This is a genomic window from Gemmatimonas aurantiaca (genome assembly GCF_037190085.1).
In the GTDB taxonomy this organism is placed as follows: domain Bacteria; phylum Gemmatimonadota; class Gemmatimonadetes; order Gemmatimonadales; family Gemmatimonadaceae; genus Gemmatimonas; species Gemmatimonas aurantiaca_A.
This window is the reverse complement of the sequence record NZ_JBBCJO010000012.1, coordinates 189,651-209,998: the sequence shown is the minus strand read 5'-3', so window position 1 is coordinate 209,998 and position 20,348 is coordinate 189,651. Positions and strand designations below refer to the sequence as shown.

Annotated in this window: 16 protein-coding genes; 4 read left to right on the top strand and 12 right to left on the bottom strand. The window is 66.9% G+C overall.

What is annotated here, in order from left to right; genetic code table 11:
* Position 1 precedes the first annotated feature (1 nt).
* The 9 genes from WG208_RS15600 to WG208_RS15560 all read right to left on the bottom strand — a co-directional run bounded on the left by WG208_RS15600 (position 2) and on the right by WG208_RS15560 (position 9,551).
* Positions 2-943 (bottom strand): PLP-dependent transferase, encoded by a 942-nt coding sequence (locus tag WG208_RS15600; protein WP_337172301.1) that lies wholly within the window; start codon positions 941-943, stop codon positions 2-4.
* Positions 936-1,271: a hypothetical protein gene (locus tag WG208_RS15595; protein WP_337172300.1), complete on the bottom strand. Its 336-nt coding sequence runs from the start codon at positions 1,269-1,271 to the stop codon at positions 936-938. The genes WG208_RS15600 and WG208_RS15595 overlap by 8 nt, the downstream gene beginning before the upstream one ends.
* Complete coding sequence (locus tag WG208_RS15590) at positions 1,268-1,894, bottom strand: hypothetical protein (protein WP_337172299.1); 627 nt, start codon at positions 1,892-1,894, stop codon at positions 1,268-1,270. The genes WG208_RS15595 and WG208_RS15590 overlap by 4 nt, the downstream gene beginning before the upstream one ends.
* Entirely contained in the window at positions 1,891-2,841 is a 951-nt protein-coding gene (locus WG208_RS15585) for an ATP-binding protein (RefSeq protein WP_337172298.1), read from the bottom strand. Before WG208_RS15585 ends, WG208_RS15590 begins: the two co-directional genes overlap by 4 nt.
* Positions 2,838-3,866: a hypothetical protein gene (locus WG208_RS15580; RefSeq protein ID WP_337172297.1), complete on the bottom strand. Its 1,029-nt coding sequence runs from the start codon at positions 3,864-3,866 to the stop codon at positions 2,838-2,840. The genes WG208_RS15585 and WG208_RS15580 overlap by 4 nt, the downstream gene beginning before the upstream one ends.
* A gap of 20 nt (positions 3,867-3,886) precedes the next feature.
* Complete coding sequence (locus tag WG208_RS15575) at positions 3,887-4,891, bottom strand: ROK family protein (protein WP_337172296.1); 1,005 nt, start codon at positions 4,889-4,891, stop codon at positions 3,887-3,889.
* Positions 4,892-4,934: 43 nt separating this feature from the next.
* Entirely contained in the window at positions 4,935-5,966 is a 1,032-nt protein-coding gene (locus WG208_RS15570; RefSeq protein ID WP_337172295.1) for a glycosyltransferase family 9 protein, read from the bottom strand.
* Between the two features lie 47 nt (positions 5,967-6,013).
* A complete protein-coding gene (gene lepA, locus WG208_RS15565) occupies positions 6,014-7,810 on the bottom strand; it encodes a translation elongation factor 4 (protein WP_337172294.1) in 1,797 nt (598 codons plus the stop codon).
* Positions 7,811-7,994: 184 nt separating this feature from the next.
* Positions 7,995-9,551, bottom strand: a complete 1,557-nt coding sequence (locus WG208_RS15560; RefSeq protein ID WP_337172293.1) for a hypothetical protein — start codon at positions 9,549-9,551, stop codon at positions 7,995-7,997.
* A 183-nt stretch (positions 9,552-9,734) separates the two neighbouring features.
* Here WG208_RS15560 and WG208_RS15555 point away from each other — a divergent pair, with 183 nt between their 5' ends.
* Positions 9,735-10,643, top strand: a complete 909-nt coding sequence (locus WG208_RS15555) for a DUF58 domain-containing protein (protein ID WP_337172292.1) — start codon at positions 9,735-9,737, stop codon at positions 10,641-10,643.
* A gap of 267 nt (positions 10,644-10,910) precedes the next feature.
* Positions 10,911-11,288, top strand: coding sequence for a hypothetical protein (locus WG208_RS15550; protein WP_337172291.1), 378 nt, complete (start codon positions 10,911-10,913; stop codon positions 11,286-11,288).
* Between the two features lie 72 nt (positions 11,289-11,360).
* On the opposite strand, the gene WG208_RS15545 is transcribed toward WG208_RS15550, so the two are convergent.
* The 3 genes from WG208_RS15545 to WG208_RS15535 are packed head-to-tail and all read right to left on the bottom strand — an operon-like array spanning position 11,361 to position 14,765.
* Positions 11,361-11,954 (bottom strand): hypothetical protein, encoded by a 594-nt coding sequence (locus WG208_RS15545; RefSeq protein WP_337172290.1) that lies wholly within the window; start codon positions 11,952-11,954, stop codon positions 11,361-11,363.
* A complete protein-coding gene (locus tag WG208_RS15540) occupies positions 11,951-13,414 on the bottom strand; it encodes a HAMP domain-containing sensor histidine kinase (protein ID WP_337172289.1) in 1,464 nt (487 codons plus the stop codon). Before WG208_RS15540 ends, WG208_RS15545 begins: the two co-directional genes overlap by 4 nt.
* 7 nt (positions 13,415-13,421) lie before the next feature.
* A complete protein-coding gene (locus tag WG208_RS15535) occupies positions 13,422-14,765 on the bottom strand; it encodes a sigma-54 dependent transcriptional regulator (RefSeq protein WP_337172288.1) in 1,344 nt (447 codons plus the stop codon).
* A 255-nt stretch (positions 14,766-15,020) separates the two neighbouring features.
* Here WG208_RS15535 and WG208_RS15530 point away from each other — a divergent pair, with 255 nt between their 5' ends.
* Complete coding sequence (locus WG208_RS15530) at positions 15,021-16,979, top strand: VWA domain-containing protein (protein WP_337172287.1); 1,959 nt, start codon at positions 15,021-15,023, stop codon at positions 16,977-16,979.
* A 57-nt stretch (positions 16,980-17,036) separates the two neighbouring features.
* Complete coding sequence (gene mfd / locus WG208_RS15525) at positions 17,037-20,348, top strand: transcription-repair coupling factor (protein ID WP_337172286.1); 3,312 nt, start codon at positions 17,037-17,039, stop codon at positions 20,346-20,348.

The window sequence follows — 20,348 nt, the reverse complement described above, 5'->3', positions numbered from 1 at the left end:
ACTATGCGAGTGCCTCCGTCAATCGTTCGATGAGCAGGTCCGGCGCTTCGAGGCCCACCTGGAGACGCAGGGCCGACGTCCCGGGCACCGGCTCGGCGAGAGTCGTGTACGTGCCGGGCCACGGTGCGGGGCGGGAATCGCCGTGCTCGAGGAATCGCGACGCACTGTGGATGGCGTGCTGCGCCGACGCGAGCGTGAGACGCAAGGTGATACCAACCACGGGCGCCTGTGTGCCTTCGGTGTCGCGTTCGACGCCTTCCGGAATGGTCGGGAAATCGACCTGCGTGATGGCAGGGTGTTCCACGGCCCAGGCGGCTAGGGTGAATGCGGTGGCGCTCTGTCGACGGACACGGACATCGAGCGTCTCCAGTCCGCGTTCGAGTGCGACGAGGGCGTGCGGATGCGGCACCGCTCCCCACACCTGCATCTTCGCGCGCACTTCTTCCACCAACCCTTCCGAACCGCACACCACGCCCGCGGCATAACCGCCGGCGCCGTCGAGCAGGAAGCTGGCGTCGTGCAGCACCACGTCGGCGCCATGACGGATGGGACGCAGCAGCACCGGAGACGCCGCGGTGCTGTCCACCAGCAGAGCGATGCCCAACTCCCGTGCCAGCGCCCGCGGCGGCTGACAGTCCACGAACCGCGCTTCTTCCAGCGAAGGGGTTTCCAGCAGCAATGCCCGGGTGGTGCGTTCGATGCCGCGGCGCCATCCGCGGGTGTCCTGCGGATCGATGAAGGTGACCGCGACCCCCAGGGCGGGCAGTTCCTGCTCGAGAAAACGGCGCGTCGATTGCCGCACGCCGCGACTGGCCAGCAGATGATCGCCGGGACGGAGCAGCGCCAGGATGGTACACGCGGTTGCCGCCATATCGCTCGCCAGAACGAGCGCCGCTTCGGCGCCCTCGAACTCGGCGAGGCGCCGCGACAGAGTATCAGGCACGTGGGCGGGAGTCGGTATCCACGCGAAGGATCCGCACGATCTCGGACGGCGACGCGCCGGCGACATCGCGCAGCACGATTCCTCCTCGCGGGAGCGTCTCGTCGAGCTCGAGCACTGCCAGCTCCGACCGCCGCTCCGATACCACACGCACCAGCTCCCCTTCGGTCACGAGACGGACCAGGGCATCGTCCGGGCGCATGCGCACGAGCGGGCCACGCTCGGCGTCGCTGGCCCGCGTGGCGATGAAGCCCACCACCTGCAGGGGCGGCGCGAAACCGCTGAACACCCCCAGCTTGCGTGTCCCCGTGGGACCGTCTTTCTGACTCATGGAGTTCCTCGCACCGTACGGGATCCCGTATGGGGCACTGTGCCGGGCACCGCATAGCCGGCATCGTCGCACATCAGGAGGCGGCGGTGCACCAGGTGATCGAGCTGCGCGCGCGTCTGCTCCACGAGCCGCGTGTCCAGCACCCGGGCATCGGCCGCCGATTGATCGACCGTGGCCTGCAGATGACGGGCCACGTCACTCGCGGAGAGGGGGCCGTGATCCCGCACCACGTCCCAGTGCACACGTTCGATCTCTTCCACGTGTCCGAAGAGTTCCGCCTCGCCCTCATGCCACGATACCAACGCCAGCGCGTGACGTTCCAACACGGTTTCGATGGGATCGATGTGCCCTTCGTGGATGCCGCGGAAGGTGAGATATCCCTTGGGGCCTTCGTCGCTCGTGAAGCGCAGCAGCAGCTTGGCCACGATCTCGTCGGCACAGGAAAAATCGAGGAGATTCACCTGCGAGAAGTCGATCGTGGTGACGATGGGGGTGGCGACCTCGTTCACCTGCTGCTCGATGGCCGTGCGCACGGCGGCGCCCGTGGGCCGCGTGACCAGATTCGAATAGAGATCGCAGACCGTGCCGCGCAGCACCGTACCGACGTCGATGTGCATGCTCATCGCACACTCCGGCCGCGGGGGCGCGCCGTGCTGCCGGCCGGGCGCGCCTGGTCCGCGGCATCGCCGATGCGCTCGGGCACGATCACCTGCATCTGCGCCCCGGGGAAAAAGGGCAGCGATTCCTGGAGGGGAATGTCCTCGTCCCAGTCCGGCGTGATGGCGATGCGCGCCGTTCCGCTGCGGACGGTGAGTTTGCCATTCCACCGGCTGATGAACCGACGGATGCCCGCGATGCCCTGACCGCGGCCATTGTCGCGGAACCGATGCCGACTCACGGCGCGCAGCACCGCATCCTCGAGCGCCATGGCATCGTCCCAGCGGTCGCTCCGGCGGTGCGTGGGCGAACTCTCCAGCGACTGCCGGAAGCCGATACCCGCGTCACACACCGCGATCACGACCACGCGGCGACCCAGACGGCGCGTGTACTTGTAGGTCTGCACCGCGACCCAGCCGCCCAACTCGGCGTGCTCCACGATGTTCTGACAGGCTTCACTCAATGTGAGCCCGAATGCGCCCGTGGCCGCCGTCTCGAGATTGAGCTGTCCATGGAGAATGTCGGCCGCCTTCTGGTGAATGCGGCCCACCACGCCATGCACGTCCTCGGTCTGCGTGATCGGCGTGATCTCGAGCAACACATCGCTCTCGTGGGCTTCGCGCGCCCGCGGCACCGCTCCGTGCAGTTCGTACAACTCCGCGGCATACCGGAAGAACCCCGTGCGCGACCAGTACGACAGCGTGTCCGGATGTTCGGGCACCGCGAAGTCCATGCGGTCGGTGCGCGATTGCGCCACGCACAGCAGCGCCGTCAGCCCGTACGGTGAAGCCCACCGGGCATGACGGGCATCGACCAGGATCTTCTCGCCCGGCGGCACAGAGGCCAGCTGCTCGATGACCTGCTCGAAGCTCTGCTCATCGAGTGACGGCGGCACGCTGATGACGGTGGTCACTTGGTGCTGAGCTCTCCGCGAAGATGATTCGCGAGCCCCGTGGCTCCGCGATGTTCGACGTTGCGCGCCGCCGCCCTGTTGGCGGCGAGCATCGCATCAGTCAACATATCACCGGCAAGCAGCCGTGAGAAATGGGTGGCGCCCCAGACATCACCACATCCGGTGGGATCTCCCGGACCATCCACCCGCGCGATCTCCGCCGGCACCAGCGCCGTTCGCAGCGCGCCCAGCGCACCCGCTCCGCCCCGCGGTGATGTGGAGAGCGCAATGTTGTGACCTCGTCGAGTGGGAAGATGCGCCAGTCGTTCGAAGCCCGGGGCCGCGAAGTAGGCCGCGCCCCGTTTGCCGAGTGTCACGCAGAGCGCGGACACACCCGCCGCCATGGCCGTTGCCGCCAGCGCCATCGAGTCCGGCGCCATCAGACGCATCTCGTCTTCGTTCACCTGCAGGATGTCGAAACACGCGCACCACGCGGCCACATTGGGCAGTGGACGGGGCACCCGCAGCCCGTCCGCCTGCACGGCCATCACCAGCATGTGCAGATCGCAGTAGATGGGGCCGTGGAAATGCGCGCGGATGAGCTGCATGGTCTCGAGATCGAGTTCCCAGCCACTCAGCAGATTGATGTACAACGCGTCGATGCGCGCGTGTTCCAGCACCGGCTTGAGACCGAGCCAGTTCCATCCCGGCACGCCGCCGGTGAGATGCTCACTGCGGCGCTCGTCGTCGAGATAGCGGAGTTCGACGCGATTGTTGGGGTAGGGGACGCCGATCAGTTCGATGTCGGGTGCCATGTGCCGCAGACCGCGGCAGAACACACGCGCCCGATCCACGAGATCGTTGCCCACCTTGGCGATGGGCACGATCTCCCAGTCGTCCGGCAGCGCGGCATCGAGGGCGGAGAGGGAGTAGGTGATACCGCCCCACTCTTCGATGGGAACGCTGCGTCGGTCGCGTCCGTGCAGCACGTCCCAGACGAACGACCCGATGACCCCGAGACGTCGTGTTCGACCCGTTGTGTTCATCGACCAGCGCGGAACGGGAATCAGACGGGAGGCCGGCCGGTGGTCTGCGCGATGAAAGCGGCCACGGCGCCCACCACACCGGCCGTGCCGGGAAGCGTGCCGGGCACGATGCGGCAACTGTCGGACACACTCTTGAACGCGCGTCGGCGCACTTCCTTGCGCAACGGTTCGAAGAGCGCGTCACCGGCCTGCGTCACGCCGCCCGCGATCACCACCACATCGGGATTGAAGATGTTGAGCAGGTTGGCGATGCCCGCTCCCAGCACACGCGCGGTGTCCCGCACGATTTCCAGCGCCACGACGTCACCTTCGGCGGCGGCCGCGTACACCAGCGCCGCCGTGATGCGGGAGAGGTCGCCGTCCACCATGCGCCGGAGCGCGGACGACTCGTCGCTGGCGAGCGCCTCCTGCGCACGACCGGCGATGGCCGTGCCCGAGGCATAGGCTTCGAGGCATCCGTAGTTGCCGCAGCCGCACCGACGACCATCGAGGTCGATGGTCGTGTGTCCGATTTCGCCCGCGGCATAACTCGAACCGCGATACAGTCGGCGGTCGATGATGACACCGCCGCCCACACCGGTGCCGATGGTCACGCCGATGACGTTCACGCCGCCACGCGCCGCCCCCAGCCACCACTCGCCGTACGTCGCACAATTGGCGTCGTTGTCGATCTCCACCGGCAGTCCGGTGAGCCGGGCCATCGGATCGTTCAGCGGACGGTCGTGCCACCCGAGATTGGGCGCCTTGAGCACACGCCCCGTTTCGCGGTCCACGGTACCCGGTGCGCCGACCCCGACCCCGATGAATGCCTCGCGCGGCACGCCGGTTTCGCGCATCGTGGCCTCGATGGTGTCGTTCACCATGCGCGCCATGCGCGCGATCACGGCATCGGCGCCTTCACTCGCGTGTGTTGGCACGCTCTGCAGCCCATGCAATTGCGCGCCATCGAACGACATGGCGCCCACGACGATGTTGGTGCCGCCCAGATCGACGCCGACGGCATACTGCGGAGCGTGTGCTGACAAAGATGCTGACGCGGGTGCGGACATGTACCGGAAAGATAATCGGCTATCGGTGAGGCCGTTGGAGGACCAGCTCCAGCGCGGCGTCGGCCACCGCAATGGGGGACAGCGTGCGCATGCACTGCCAGTGCCCCAGTGGACACTGCTGCGGACCATGGGCATGACAGGGGCGGCAGGGCAGCGTGACGCCCATCGACACCGAACGTTCGGCCAGCGGGCCGAACCCGAACGCGGGCACAGTCGGGCCGAAGAGCGCCACCGTGGGGGTGTTCATGGCCGACGCCAGGTGCAGTGGCGCGGAGTCGTTGGTGACCAGCACGCGGGCGCGGGCCAGGAGCGCCGCCGAGCCGAGCAACGTCAGCGCGCCGGTGGCGTCGATGAGGGTGGGGACGACCGTCCCGATGGCCGCCGCGAGTGGCGCGTCGCCGGCAGCGCCGATCACCACAAGCCGCGCCTGCGGCCAGGTTGTCGGCAATGTCTCCGTCAGGCGCTCCATCAGCAGGGCGGCCAGGTCGGGGAAGTGCGGCCAGCGCTTGGTGGCCCAGACGCTGCCGGGCGCCAGAACGATCAGCGGCGTCTCGCTTTCCACTCCCGCCTGGGCGAGCAGCGCGTCCACCTGCGCGATGTCGGCGGCGCCGGGATGAAGGGAAGGGCGCAACGGCGACGGATGTGACCCGGGCGGGAGGGGCTCATCGACCACCGACGCCAGTGAACTCCCCAATGACCACAGCCGCATGGCGTGATGCCACGATGCCTGATACGGCACACGACGGGTGTACAGCATCCGTCCCGCCGATCGATCGAAGCCGATGCGTTCGGGGATGCCGGCCATCAGCGCCAGCGCGGCCGTGCGCAGCGATCCCTGGGCGAGATACGCGCGCCGGGCTCCAACCGCGCGGAGACGGCGCGCCACCCGTCGGAAACCGCGCCATCCGGCGTCGGCACCGCGTTTGTCGAACACGATGACACTGGCCACCGCCGGATGATTGGCCAGGATGCCGGCATTGGCTGGCGTGGCCACCACATGGACGGGGCCCTCACGCGCCAACCGCTCCAGGAGCGGCGTCGTGAGGACCATGTCCCCCAGAAAGCTCGTTTGCAGGACGGCGCTGACCACCCGCGTGGTTACTCGACCTGCAGAACCGCGAGGAAGGCTTCCTGCGGGATCTCCACACTGCCCACCTGCTTCATGCGCTTCTTGCCCTCTTTCTGCTTCTCGAGGAGCTTGCGCTTGCGGGAGATGTCGCCGCCGTAACACTTCGCCAGCACGTCCTTCCGCAGCGGCTTGACGGTCTCGCGGGCGATGACTTTCTGGCCGATCGTGGCCTGGATGGCCACTTCGAACAGCTGACGGGGAATGAGTTCCTTCAGCTTCTCGGCGACTTTACGTCCCCATTCGTACGCCTTGTCCTTGTGCACGATCACGGAGAAGGCGTCGATGGCATCGCCGTTGATGAGCATGTCGAGACGCACCAGCTCGCTCGACCGATATTCCAGCATCTCGTAGTCGAGCGAGGCATAGCCGCGACTCACCGTCTTCATCTTGTCGAAGAAGTCGAGAATGATTTCGCCCAGTGGGAACTCCCAGTCGAGCTCCACACGCACTGTGTCGAGAAAGCGCGTGTTCTTGTAGATGCCGCGACGCTCCATGCCGAGCGTCATGATGGGCCCGATGTACTCGGCCGGGCACATGATGCGCGCGCGCACGTACGGTTCCTGCACGTCGTCGATGACGACGGCGGCTGGCATGAGCGCCGGATTTTCGACCAGCAGCTCCGTGCCGTCCGTTTTGGTCACGTGGTACTCCACGCTCGGCACCGTGGTGACGAGATCGAGGTCGTACTCACGCTCGAGACGTTCCTGCACGATTTCCATGTGCAGCAGTCCGAGGAAGCCGCAACGGAAGCCGAAGCCGAGTGCCGTGGACGTTTCCGGCTCGTACTGCAGCGACGCGTCGTTGAGCTTCATCTTCTCGAGCGCGTCACGCAGCGTTTCGTATTGCGTTGTGTCGGTGGGGTAGATACCCGCGAACACGAACGACTTGACTTCCTGATAGCCGGGCAGCGCTTCGGCGGCGCGGTTGTCCTTGTCGAAGATCGTGTCGCCGGCGCGCGTTTCGCGCACGGAGCGCACGGCGGCGAGCACGTAGCCCACTTCGCCGGCACGCAGCACATCTGTTGGAACCTGCCGCAACTGCAGATATCCCACTTCGGCCACCTCATACACGTTGTCCGACGTGCCGAAGGTGATCTTCATCCCCTTCCGCAGTTCGCCGTCTACCACGCGGATGCTGGGAATGGCGCCGCGGTACTTGTCGTAGTACGAGTCGAAGATCAGCGCACGCAGCGGTCCGTCGAGCTCACCTTTCGGCGGCGGCACCCGCTTCACGATTTCCTCCAGCAATTCCGGCACGCCCGTGCCCTCCTTGCCGCTCACACACAACACGTCCTCGGGCATGCAGCCGATCAAGTCCACCACTTCCTGACGCCGACGTTCCGGTTCGGCACCAGGCAGGTCGATCTTGTTGAGCACGGGAATGATCTCGAGCCCCGCGTCCATGGCCAGGAACAGGTTGGACAGCGTCTGGGCCTGGATGCCCTGCGAGGCGTCCACCACCAGAATGGCCCCTTCACAGGCGGCCAGCGAGCGCGAGACCTCGTACGTGAAGTCGACGTGTCCCGGGGTGTCGATGAGATTGAGCTCGTACGGCTGTCCATCGCCGGCCGTGTAGCTCATGCGCACGGCGTTCAGCTTGATCGTGATGCCGCGCTCACGCTCGAGATCGAGCGTGTCGAGCACCTGCGACTTCATTTCGCGTTTCTGCAACGTGCCCGTCTTCTCGATCAGCCGGTCCGCCAGCGTGGACTTGCCATGATCGATGTGTGCGACGATGCAGAAGTTGCGGATGTGACTGAGATGCAACGGAGGCCGGGCTGATAGGGAACAGATGAATAGCCCTGAAAGCTAATCAGCCCCCGTTGCCGACCGGTAATGCACGGGTTCGGATACGGTCCCGGCGCCGCGGGGCGCTCGGGCCGCCCACGATGCCGGGCGTGAAACCGCCCCCGCCGGTACACGGTGGAGGCGGATGGGAGGCAGAGTGCGGTCAGTTCTGCCGTGAATCCGGTTGGCCCCCAGGTTGACCTGTGGATTGCCCCGCCGGCGAGGGTGGGATGATCGCTCCGTCGGCCCGGGCCGGTGGTGGTGCGGGCTCGGCCCGTTGAGGCGGCGCTTCCCGACGGCCACTCTCCCAGCCCTCGGTTCTGGTCGTCTCGGGAGTACCACGATTGGGAAACTCACGGCCCCGGGTGGGCGAGGCCGCGCGGGGCTCTCCATGTGCTGCCGACGGGAAGCGCGATCTGCCGTTGCGGTCGAACGAACGATCGCGATCAGACCGATCGTAGACCCGATCGGTGTTTCGGTCGGTGTTTCGATCGGTCCGATGATCCACGCTACGGTCGGCGTTCTGCTGCCACGCTCTTTCGCGCGCGGTCGCATTGGCCGATGTCCCTGTCCATTGTGATGGCAGGGCCCGCGTGACGTTCCACGGACGCTCCTCCGCCATCACGGCAGGGAATCGCTTGTTGCTGCCCGTCTCTCCACGACGCCAGGCAGAGGCCTCGAAGCGGCCGGCCGGGTTCTCCGAGCGTTCCGCCCGGAGCCCGCGCATCTGCTGGGCATGGCGAGCCCCGGCCCCCGACGCTCCGGGGGTTCCCGGTGTTCCATTCCCCGAATCGGACGGCACGGTCACGGAATCGGACGGTATCCGGGGCGGAGGGATCACCGGGGCGATGATCGGCGCCCAGGCAATGCGATAGTCCCGGCAGAACTGGGTGCCCATGGTCACCGGCGCCACCATCGAGAACAGCCCACCCGGGAACATGGAGAAGGCGCCCAGCGACGACAGGAATGAACCGTAGCCCTGGAATGCCCATCCCGGCTCACGCGCCAACATGAAGTCGTTGATCATCACGCCGCCGAACCAGCCGAGTGCCGAACGTCGTCCGTAGTAGCTGGAATAGCCCGCGCACATGTTGTCGAAGTACCACGACTCGGCGTAGCGGCTCAGTGGCGTGGGATTGGGGGCCGTCGCCACGGCCACGCTGAACTCGGCGTCCGGTCCGAAAACCGTTCGGCCAAGCACTTCCAGCAGTTCCTCCTGGCTGGAGACCAACGTGTCCAGCAGAAGATCATCCGCCCATTCGGGGCCGAACTGGAATTGGTCGAGATCGGGCTTCACCGTCGACGCAAATGCCACCACCAGCGGTGCTTCACCGAAGTTCACGAGATGCAACATCTCGCGACGCCCCAGCGGGCGCGCCTGGACGGTGCGGCCCTCACGCACGCGGGTGTCGAGCCGTGGTCGCCGTGGGGACAGCACCTGCAGCGGAATATCATGACGACCGCGGGTCACCGCGAACATCACGACATGGGACTCCCGGTTGGCCGTGATCGAGACACCGGGCCATTCGGCCAGGGAGCGCACCGTCTGCACGCCATTGATCCGTACGGCCGGTTGGAGTGCTTCCTTGTGAACCGCCGGAATGACGGGGGGCTGCTGCGCCTTCGTGTTGGCGGGCAGCGCGACCAGCAGAGCGGCCAGGGCAATGGTGCCGGCCTTCCGTGGTGGATGCAGTGGCGGGATACCCAGGGGAATACGCATTCGTGCCTCCGCAGACCGGCGGGGAGTGTTGCGTGGACGACCCGTTACGCGACGGTGGGCCCAATGTACGACCTTGGGCTTATCTGTCAATTGGACCTCATCGATACGCCGTTCGTCACATGGACGTGGGGACGAGCCCTGAAGGCTCCCACAAAACGGGTGCCCCCCGCGTATCCTTCGATCATGACACAGCCCCGCGCCGACCAACTCGATCCTGCCGTCCTGGCGGCCCTGGGTCATCTCGAACTCGTGGCCCGCTGGGTGGTGGACGGGTTCATCACCGGGCTGCACCGGTCGCCGCGCAAGGGGTTTTCGGTGGAGTTCGCCGAACATCGCCCCTACATGCCGGGCGACGATCTGCGGTATCTCGACTGGCGTATCGCCGGCCGGGCCGACCGCTGGGTGGTGAAGCAGTTCGAGGAGGAGACGAACGCCCGGGCCATGCTGGTGCTCGACGTGAGCGCCTCCATGCAATGGACGGGCGATCCGGCGCGGCTGACCAAGCTGGCGTACGCCGAACGGCTGGCGTCGGCCATGGCGTTGCTGCTGCTGCGTCAGCGGGATGCCGTGGGCCTGATTCGTTTCGACGCCGAGTTGCGGGACGTGGTGCCGCCGCGCTCGCACCGGACGCAATGGCGTCGACTCGTGGCCGCGTTCAGTGAACCGGGTGGCGGCTCGGAGTCGCAGGTGGCGTCGGCGCTGCTGCAAGCCGGCAAGCTGGTGCGGCGCCCGGGGTTCGTGGTGCTGCTGTCCGATCTGCTCACCGATCCGGAACCGGTGGCCGACGCCGCCCGCACCCTGCGCGCGCGCGGCCACGAGGTGCTGGTACTGCATGTGATGGATCCGGCCGAACGCGATTTTCTCGAGGCCGGTGAAGCCAGGTATCGCGATCCGGAGTCGCGGGCCGAGGTGCCCGCGTCACCGGGTGATGTGCGCACGACCTATCAGACCACGGTGCAGGAGGCGTTGGCCGACTGGCGCGCCGCCCTGGGCCGTGCCGGTGCCCGCTATGCGATGGCCTTCACCGACGAGCCGTTCGGGCGTCCGTTGCGGCATCTGGTGGGTGTGAATGGGCGGGGCGCACTGGTGTGAAATCACTGCACGACGGGCATGAGATCCTGATCTCCGCCCGGATGCAGGAATATGTTCGGCGCGAGATCAGGGCCGGGAAAAATTCCCTGATTCCCTGATTTCCTGCTGGTGTCGCACCAGGGATGAGATTCACCAACGTCCTGAACGACAATGTCTTACGACGTCATTGTGAATTGGCATGGGGGTTGCCCTACACGAACGGGGAATGGAGAGACCGATCGGTTTCCCCCATCACAACACGCCAATTCTTTTGTAGCCGGAGGCTATATGCACAAGGGACTTTCTGCCGGACTCGCCAGTGTCTCGATGGCGGCGGTGCTGTTTGCGGGCAACGCGTTGAGTGCCAAATCCGCGCCCGTCGTATCATGGGATGCGTGCACCGCAACGCCTGCTCAGCAGGTGGCCGTGCGCACGGGGGAACAGGATGTGCGCGTGACGGTTTCGGAAGCACTGACGGATTCCACTGTCGTCGCGAACGTGGCACGGGAAAGCAATCTGCGCGTCATCAGTGTCACCAGGGACTCGGACATGAGTGTCACCCTCAAAGTCGATGCGAGCGCGGCGACCGCGGGGGCGTGGGCACTGACCCTCACTGCGGGCACGACCGTGTGCACGGGTGAAGTGAAGGTCGCCACGGCCGAATAAGCCAGGTGGCCACGAGTCGAACGTGGCGTCGTTTCCGCTCGATGGGAATTGGCGCCACGTCTTTCGTGTCCGCTATTCCGGCGGTCTCGCGGGACGGGAAAGATCGATGGCTTTGAGGCGCTCGAGCTCCGAACGCAACGTGCCCAGTTGATTCTCCCGGTCGCGAAGGTCGGACTCCAGGCGTGTCACCAGACGCTGCAGCAGCACCCGTTCCGCTTCGTTTGTCGCGCTCACGGTGCGCAGCTGTTCGCTGTCGCGCTGCAGCCGCTCCATCTCCATGCGCTGATCGTCGAGTGAATCCCGGAGACGGAGGTGCTCTGCCTCATGGGTGCGGCGTTCACTCACGATGAGTTGCAGAAGACGCTCCAACCGCACGTCGCCCTCGGGCACCGTGCGTGTTTGAAAATACGTGCGCGATGCGCGCAGCAGTTCGAGCGCGCGCTGGGGATCCCAGGTACTGCTGTCCGGCATCGCATGAATACGGGCCACGCGACGAATGGCCCCGACATCCCGCAGCAACAGCGAATCGTTGCGGAATATCGTCGCGGCCTCCTCCCAGCGGCCGGCCCGCAATTGTCGTTCGAACGCGCTGTGGGCACAGGCGGCGATCGCACCGCACAGTACGACGACGATCGTCCAGCGCGCGGCAGGAGCAATGAATCTCATGCGGCCGCCTCCCGTGTCGCCGGAAGCCGGGCACCCGGGAGTTCCACCATGAAGACGCTGCCACCGCCTTCACGTGGTACCACGGCAATGCGTCCGCGATGTGCCTGAACGACTTCGCGGCAGATGGTGAGGCCGAGGCCCGCGCCCCGGCCGCTCACCGCGCGTCCGACCGAGGTCTGATGGAAGCGCTCGAAGATGCGTTCCGCGTCGTCGCGATCGACACCGGGGCCCCGGTCGGCCACCGAGAGCAGCAGACGATCGCGCTCGATGGTCGCATCCACGTCCACGGTTTCTCCCCGGGGCGAGAATTTCACGGCATTCTCCAGCAGATTGTCGATCAGTTGCCGGAGACGATCGGCATCGGCCCGGACTTCCAGTGCTTCGGCGATATCGTCGGCCAGGCGGACCTGCACGCCCCGCTCCCGTCCGGAGACCTGCGCGTGCCTGACCGCATTGTGCAGGAACGACCGTACGCCGATGGGCTCGAAGCGCAGCGAAAGACCTGCTTCCATCCGGGACAGCTCGAGCAGCTTGACGATCATCACGCCGAGTCGGTCGGCGCTCTCCCGCTGCAGCAGCAGGACGCGGCGCTGCGACTCCCGCAATGGACCGGGCACTTCGTCGAGCAGGAGCGAATTGGTCTCGCGCAGGGAGGCCAGTGGTGATTTGAGATCATGCGACACATTGGTCACGAACTCCTGCTTCATGCGGTCCAGTTCCCCCAGCCGTGCCGTCATGGCATTGAACGCCGTGGCCACCTGGCGGAACTCGTCACTCCACGTCGTCTGCAGCCGATGATCGAACTGACCGCGGGCCACGGACCGGGTGCCGGTACTGAGCGCCCGGAGCGGCTTGGTGATCGATCGTCGCAGCAGCAACCCCGAGATCAGCGCGAAGAGCAGCGCCGCACCGGCCACGATCCAGGACACCTGTTCCATCGTGTCGACCTCCACCATGGTGGCGGCAAGGCCACCCCGCATCGTGGCCTGCGAGGCATCTCCCAGGGCATCGATCGCCACACGCAACGTATCGAACGCCGCGCGCAGGGCACCCGGGCTGCCGTTCATCGTCGCCCGCGGCGTGCCTCTTTCATACCGGGCCGCGGTCTCGTCCACGTGGGTCCATGCACGCTCCACGTCGGCGAGTGCGCGACGTTCGTCGGCGTGCATGGGCAACGTGTGCATGCGCGCGAGTTCTTCGGCGAACTCGATGCGCAACGTCGTGGATTTGTCCAGATACCCCCGATCCCGCGTGATGACGTACTTGGCCAGCGTTTCATCCAGCGAGGCGACACGCTCGCTCTGACGCGCCTGCGACAACACGACACGCGCCGAGACATCGGTGAGTTGCTCGGTGGTCCGGACCACACGATGCAGCGCACGCAGATGGTACAACTCCACCGCGCCCAGCAGCAGCGCGTTGCACCCCAGGACCACCCAGAGTCGACGTGCGACGGTCATGATGGGGTCACTCCTCGCGGGACCAGCTGCGCAGTTTGTTCCGGACGGTCTTGACATCCAGTCCCAACTGACGGGCGGCTTCCGCCTTGTTGTTGCCCGTGCGTTCGAGTGTGGTGCGGATCAGCAGGCGTTCGGCTTCGGCCAGCGTGGTGTGGGCCGGCAATTCGAGCGTCCGGCCAGTCGATCGGGCCGAGGTGATGTAGGGCGGCAGATGGGAGAGGTCGATCCAGCCCTGCCGGGCAATGACCACCGACCGCTCGATCACATTGCGCAGCTCCCGCACATTGCCCGGCCAGTGCCACTGTTGCAGACGATCCATCGCCATGTCGCGGATGGCGCTCACCTGGGCGGCGTGTTTCCCATTGAAGAGATGGATGAAATGCCGGGCCAGCAGGGGAATGTCCTCGATCCGGTCTCGGAGCGGCGGCAACGTGATGCTGAACACGTTGAGCCGGTACATGAGATCGGAGCGGAGCTGACCGTCCTGCACGGCGAGCATCGGATCGCGGTTCGTGGCAGCGATGACGCGGACATCGAATGTCGTTTCGCGTGAGGCGCCCAGTCGACGGACCCGTCCATCTTCGAGAATGCGCAGCAATTTGGGTTGCAGTGCGATGGGCATCTCGGCCAGCTCGTCGAGCAGCAGGGTACCCAGGTTCGCGAGTTCGAAACAACCCGCGCGGGTGCTCACGGCCCCGGTGAACGCCCCGCGTTCATGGCCGAAGATCTCGGACTCCATGAGTCCTTCGGGAATGGCGGCGGCGTTGACCGCCACGAACGGTTGGCTCGCGCGGACACCGAGTTCGTGAATGGTGCGGGCGGCCACTTCCTTGCCCGTGCCGCTCTCGCCGGTGATGAGCACCGCCGCGTCACTCGAAGCCACGAGGGCCAGTTGCGCGCGTACGTCACGCATGCCCCGGCTGCCGCCGAGCAGCCCTCCGAGCGTGGGCTCCTGCAGCATCGTGTCCAGTGAGTGAGCCGCTTCACGTTCACGATGATCGGCGCTCACGGATTCGAGGACCGCCCGCAGCGTGGCGGGGTCGATCGGTTTGGTGAGGAAATCGGTGGCACCTGCTTTCATGGCTTCCACGGCGGCATCGACATTGCCGTGCGCGGTGATGAGCACCACCGGCAGGGCGTTGTTGCGCGCCTTGAACCGGCGCAGCAGATCCAGCCCCGACAGTCCGGGCAGGACCACGTCACTGAGCACGAGATCGGGCTCCGCATGCTCGAGCAGCGCTTCAGCCTCCCGCGCATCAGCGGCGGTGGCGACCCGATATCCCCAGCCCGTCAGGCGCTGGGACAGCACCTCGCGCAACGCGGGCTCGTCATCGACGACCAGAACATACATGAGTACGACGGCTATGGCGGAATGCGGCTACTCGATCGATACTCCTTACCACAGGGTTGATACCGTCAATCGCCGTGATCGAGGCCGCGATTCGGTGACAGGAGGCACGTTCGCGGTGATGTTGGCCCGATCGTTCGGGACCGCGGGTTTCTTTCGCGGCCTGCCCGGTCGGCAGGGCGCGCAGCTGCCACGGTCTCGCCTTGCCCGCCGCCGCGCCCCGTAGGCACTATTGGCGGATACCCTTTGTTCCCGCTGATGGCCTTTCTCGCTCCCGCCTTTCTTGCTCTCGCCGCTCTGGCGGGGGTGCCGCTGCTGGTGCACCTCCTGCGCCGCCGCATCGGGCGCACCGTCGACTTTCCGGCGGTGCGCTATCTCATGCGCATGGAGCAGGAGCACAGCCGGGATCTCAAGCTGCGCAACCGGCTGCTGCTGCTGCTGCGCATTCTGGCCGTGCTGGCCCTGGCCCTGGCCGCGGCGCGCCCGATCGCACGGCTGTTCGGGGTGGGTCATGCTCCCATGGCACTCGCCGTGGTGCTGGACAACTCGATGAGTACGGGTGTCGTGCACGACGGACGCATGCTGTTCGATTCCCTGCGGGCCGATGCCGGCGCGGTGCTGGGGCAACTGGCCAGCAACGACCGGGCATGGATCGTGACGGCTGATGGACGGGTCATCGGCGGCACGCCCAATACCCTGCAGGAAGCGCTGGCCACCCTCACGCCGCTCGGAGGACGGGGAGACCTCGCCCTCGCGACGCAGCGTGCGGTGGGGCTGGCGCGCAGCGGGGCGCCACGCACGCCGGTCGTGGCCATGGTGAGCGATGGACAGCCGTCGTCGTTCCGCACGGACTCCGTCGTCGACGTGGCCAATGTCCCCCTCGTCCTGCTGCACCACGGCGTGACCAGCGCGCACAACCGGTCGATCGTGTCGGCCGAGCCGTCGCCGATCCGCTGGACGCCGGGAGGTGATGTGTCGCTGGCCATCGTGTCGCCCGATTCGGCCGCCTGGCGACTGACGCTGGATGGCCGCACCGTCGCCCGGGGCACCACCCCGGCCGCCACGGCGCAGGCGCCGGCCCGTGTGACGCAGCGTCTGGCCAGCACCGCCAATGGGTGGGTGCGGGGCAGTGTGGAACTCGACGCCGACGATCTCCGTGCGGACGATACGCGCTGGTTCGCCGTGCGCGTGGCGCCGCCGCCCGCCGTGTCCGTGCGCACGCAGGGTGGGCCCTTCCTGTCCGCCGCGTTGGGCACTCTGGTTGACGAAGGACGACTGGCCCGCGGCGCCGACGGTGACCCGCGTGTCGTCAACGTGGCCGGCGCCGACGCCGACGGTACCCGCAAGCCGGTGTTACTCACGGCGCCCGCCGATCCCTTGCAGGTGGGAGCGGCCAACCGGCAACTCGTGCGGCTCGGCATCCCCTGGCGCTTCGGCGCTCTGGCACGCGGTTCGGTCGTGGCGCGGGTCCCGGCACGTGGCGCGACCAGGGCCACCGCCGATTCCACCAGCCCCACGGCGCTGGCCTTCGACGGCACGCCCGTGCGCTGGCGTTTCCCCCTGGTCTATTCGCCGGGGTCTGCAGCCGCATCGGTCGCCCCCGCTCCCGGCGCAGCGCCCCAGACCGCGGCGTCGGCGGCCCCCACGGCTCCCGACACCGTCGCCACCGCCGGCGGCACGCCCTGGGTCGTGGCCGGCGACGGCTATGTGCTCATCGGCTCGCCGCTCGATCCCGATGCCACCGATCTGCCGCTCAAGGCCGCCTTCGTGCCGTGGCTGCTGGAGGCGCTCGCCCGGCGGCTCGGCGACGACGGCCGTCTCATCACCGCGGCACCGGGCGCCACCGTGACTGGACTGCGCGATGTGACCGCCCTCGAACGACAGGACGGGACCCTGATTCCCACGTCCGGCGATCGTGTGACGGTGCCGGGGCAGGCGGGGGTGTATTTCCTCCGCCGGCAGGCCGCGCGGGTGGGAGCGCTGGTGGTGAACGGGGAGCCGGCCGAATCGGAGCTGTCGCCCGTCGGCACCGCGCCTGTGTCGGGAGGCACCCTGCTGGCCTCACTGGCACGGGGCAAGGATCTCCGTGCAGAGACGACCGTCGGGGCCTGGCAGCGGACCGTCTTCTCGCTGGCAGAAGGGCAGGCGTTGTTGCTGCCGCTGGTGGCGCTGGCGCTGCTCGCATTGATTGCCGAAGCGTGGATCAGCGGGCGCTAGTCGGTCTGTGCGGTCGGTGCCGCCGGTCGCTGATCCGGACTTCTCGATGAGTGGGTGATGGGACTACCGCGGTTGGTTGATGCGATCGCCGGGTTGCCGGCGTTCGATCGTTTGCTGAAGGGGTTGCCGGGAGCAGGGGCCTCGCTGCGTCTTGGTGGACTGGCGGGTTCGTCCGATGCGGTGCTCGTGGCCGGCCTCGCCCGCGCACTGCCGCACCGGCTGGTGGTCGTCATCACCGACCAACTCGGCGACGCCGAACGCTGGCTGGCCGATCTGCAGGCGCTGCTCGACGACGTACCGGTGGCGCTCTACCCGCCGCGGGAAGGGTTCGGCGAGGTCGAGCCGCATGCCGAGGTGGCGGGCGAACGGGTCGAGACGCTGGAGAAGCTGGGACGCAGCGCCGTACGCATCCTGCTCACCACGTCCCGCGCCGTGCTCGAACGCACCGCGCTGCCGAAGGCGCTGAGCGGCGCGCGACTCGAACTGCGCAAGGGTGATGTGCGTCGTCCCGAAGAACTCGCGCAGCATCTCGAGTCCATCGGGTTCGAACGGGTCCCGATGGTGGAGGACGTGGCGCAGTTCTCCGTGCGTGGCGGCATCTTCGACATCTACTCGTTCGGCATGGCCGAGCCGGTACGCCTCGAGTTCTGGGGCGACGACATCATCGAACTCCGGCATTTCGATCTCAACACGCAGCGTTCCACGCGGGATGCCGACCTCGCGCTCATCCTGCCGGTGGACGGCCGCGTGGAAGGGCAGACGGAAAGTGACGAACGGGTGTCGCTGCCGGCGCTCTGGCCTTCCGATTCGCTGGTGGTGATGCCCGCGGGCAGCAGTGTGCTCCCCGAATTGGTGCGCACCTGGGACGAGGCCGCGCATCACATCGAACTGGCTCTGCGTCGCGGCGACGAGTACACCCACCGCGACCGGCTGTTCGTGCCACCGCCGGAGATGGCGAGCACGCTCGCGCGGTTCGGCACGCTGCGCATCAATCCGCCACCGCAAAAGGCCGCCAGCACCAACGCCGCCGATCTGCAGCCGGTCGGTCCGGAACCCGACATCACCTTCCCGGTGCGTCATCCGGAGACGATCTCGCGCGATCTGCGCGTGCTGCGCCGTCTGCAGCGGGATGGTCTGCATACGGTCATTCTGTGCGACAACGCCGGTCAGGCCGAGCGTCTCGAAGAACTGCTGGGGGAAGACGGTCCCGTCGCGGCTTCGCTGGCCATCGGCGTGCTGGGCGGCGGCTTCGTGGTGCCGAACGTGGTGCGGGTACTCACCGACCACGAGATCTTCCGTCGTGATCGTCGTCTGCGCCGTGCGCGCCGCTACAGCACCGGTGCGTCGCTCGATACGCTCGGCGCGCTCAAGCCCGGCGATTATGTCGTGCATCTCGAGCACGGCATCGGCATCTATCGGGGCATCGAAAAGGTGTTCGTGCGCGAGAGCACCATCGAGTCGGTGGTGATCGAGTACGAAGGCGGCGACCGGCTCAACGTGCCGCTCTATCGCATCGATCAGATCGAACGCTATCGCAGCGCGCACGACGTCAATGACGACGCGCCGGCGCCGCGCCTGCACAAACTCGGCGGCAAGCAGTGGAAGGCGCAGCGCGAGAAGACGCGCATGGCCATCCTCGAGATGACGCAGGAACTGCTGGAGCTGTATGCGCGTCGCAAAGTCACCACGCGACCGCCCTACGGCCCCGACGGCGCCTGGCAACGGCAGCTCGAGAGCAGTTTTCTATTCGAGGACACGCCCGATCAGCGCAAAGCGACCGAGGATGTGAAGCGCGATCTCGAAGGCGAGCGCCCCATGGACCGGCTGCTCGTGGGCGACGTGGGCTACGGCAAGACCGAGATCGCCATCCGCGCCGCCTTCAAGGCGGTGCAGGGGGGACGGCAGGTGGCGGTGCTGGTGCCCACCACCATCCTGGCCGAACAGCATGCCCGCAGCTTCGGCGACCGCCTGGCCGATTTCCCGGTGACGGTGGAGGTCATGAGCCGCTTCCAGACCGCCAGTCAGCAGGCGGCGGTGGTGGAAAAGCTCAAGAAGAAACAGATCGACATCGTCATCGGCACCCATCGCCTGTTGAGCCCCGACGTGGCCTTCGCCGACCTCGGACTCATCATCGTGGACGAGGAACACCGCTTCGGCGTGAAACACAAGGAGCGTCTCAAGCAGCTCAAGCTCAGTACCGATGTGCTGACGCTGACCGCCACGCCCATTCCGCGCACGCTGCATCAGTCGCTGGCCGGGCTGCGCGATCTCACGCTCATGCAGACCCCGCCGCGCGATCGGTCGCCGGTGCTCACGTTCGTGGAGCCGTTCGACGACGCGCTCATCGAGGAAGCCATCTCCCGCGAACTCGATCGCGGCGGACAGGTGTTCTTCGTGCACAACCGCATCGAGACCATCGAAGCCATTGCCGATCATCTGCGCCGCATCGTGCCGCGGGCCAGCGTGGCGGTGGGCCATGGGCAGATGAAGGAGCGCGAACTGGAGAAGGTGATGCGCCAGTTCGTGGAGGGGCATGTGGACATCCTGGTGTCCACGCTGATCGTGGAGAGCGGGCTCGACGTGCCCAACGCCAACACGATGTTCGTGAACCGGGCCGATCACCTCGGACTGGCGCAGCTGTATCAGCTGCGGGGGCGCGTGGGGCGGTCGCATCGCCGGGCCTATTGTTTCCTGCTTGTGCCCGACCGGGTGGACGAGGACGCGGAGCGCCGCCTGGCCGTGCTGGAACACCACACGGAGCTGGGCGCCGGGTACCGGGTCGCCCTCAAGGATCTCGAGATGCGTGGGGCCGGCAATCTGCTGGGGCCCGAACAATCGGGGTTCGTGCACGCGGTGGGTTTTGATCTCTATCTGCGGCTGCTCGACGAGACGGTGCGCCTGCTGTCCGACGGCGGCGGTCAGAAGCCGTGGATTCCGGCCGATGTCAGCCTCGATTTCCCGGCCTACCTCCCCGACGACTACATCACCTCGCAAGAGGCCAAGCTGGACGTGTACCGTCGACTGACGGCCATGCGGGACGTGGGGGCCATCGAAAGCCTCAAACGGGAGGTCCGCGACCGGTTCGGGGCGCTCCCGCCGGCGGCCGATGCGCTCTTCGGCAGTGCCATGCTGCGGGTGCTCGGGGCGGTACTGGCCGTGGACGGGGTGCTTGTGCGAGCCTCCGAGGCGCGTATTACTTTCAGGGCTGACGCTGTTCCGCGGCTCAAGGGGCTGTCGGCGGCCTTCCATGAAGTCCAGTTCCAGGTGGAAGTCCGACGGACACAACCGCTTGCGCTCAAGTTGACCCGCCTAGGCGGAGCCGAGATGCTCGAAGGGCTGAACCGGGCCCTCCGGGCACTGGTGCCCTGA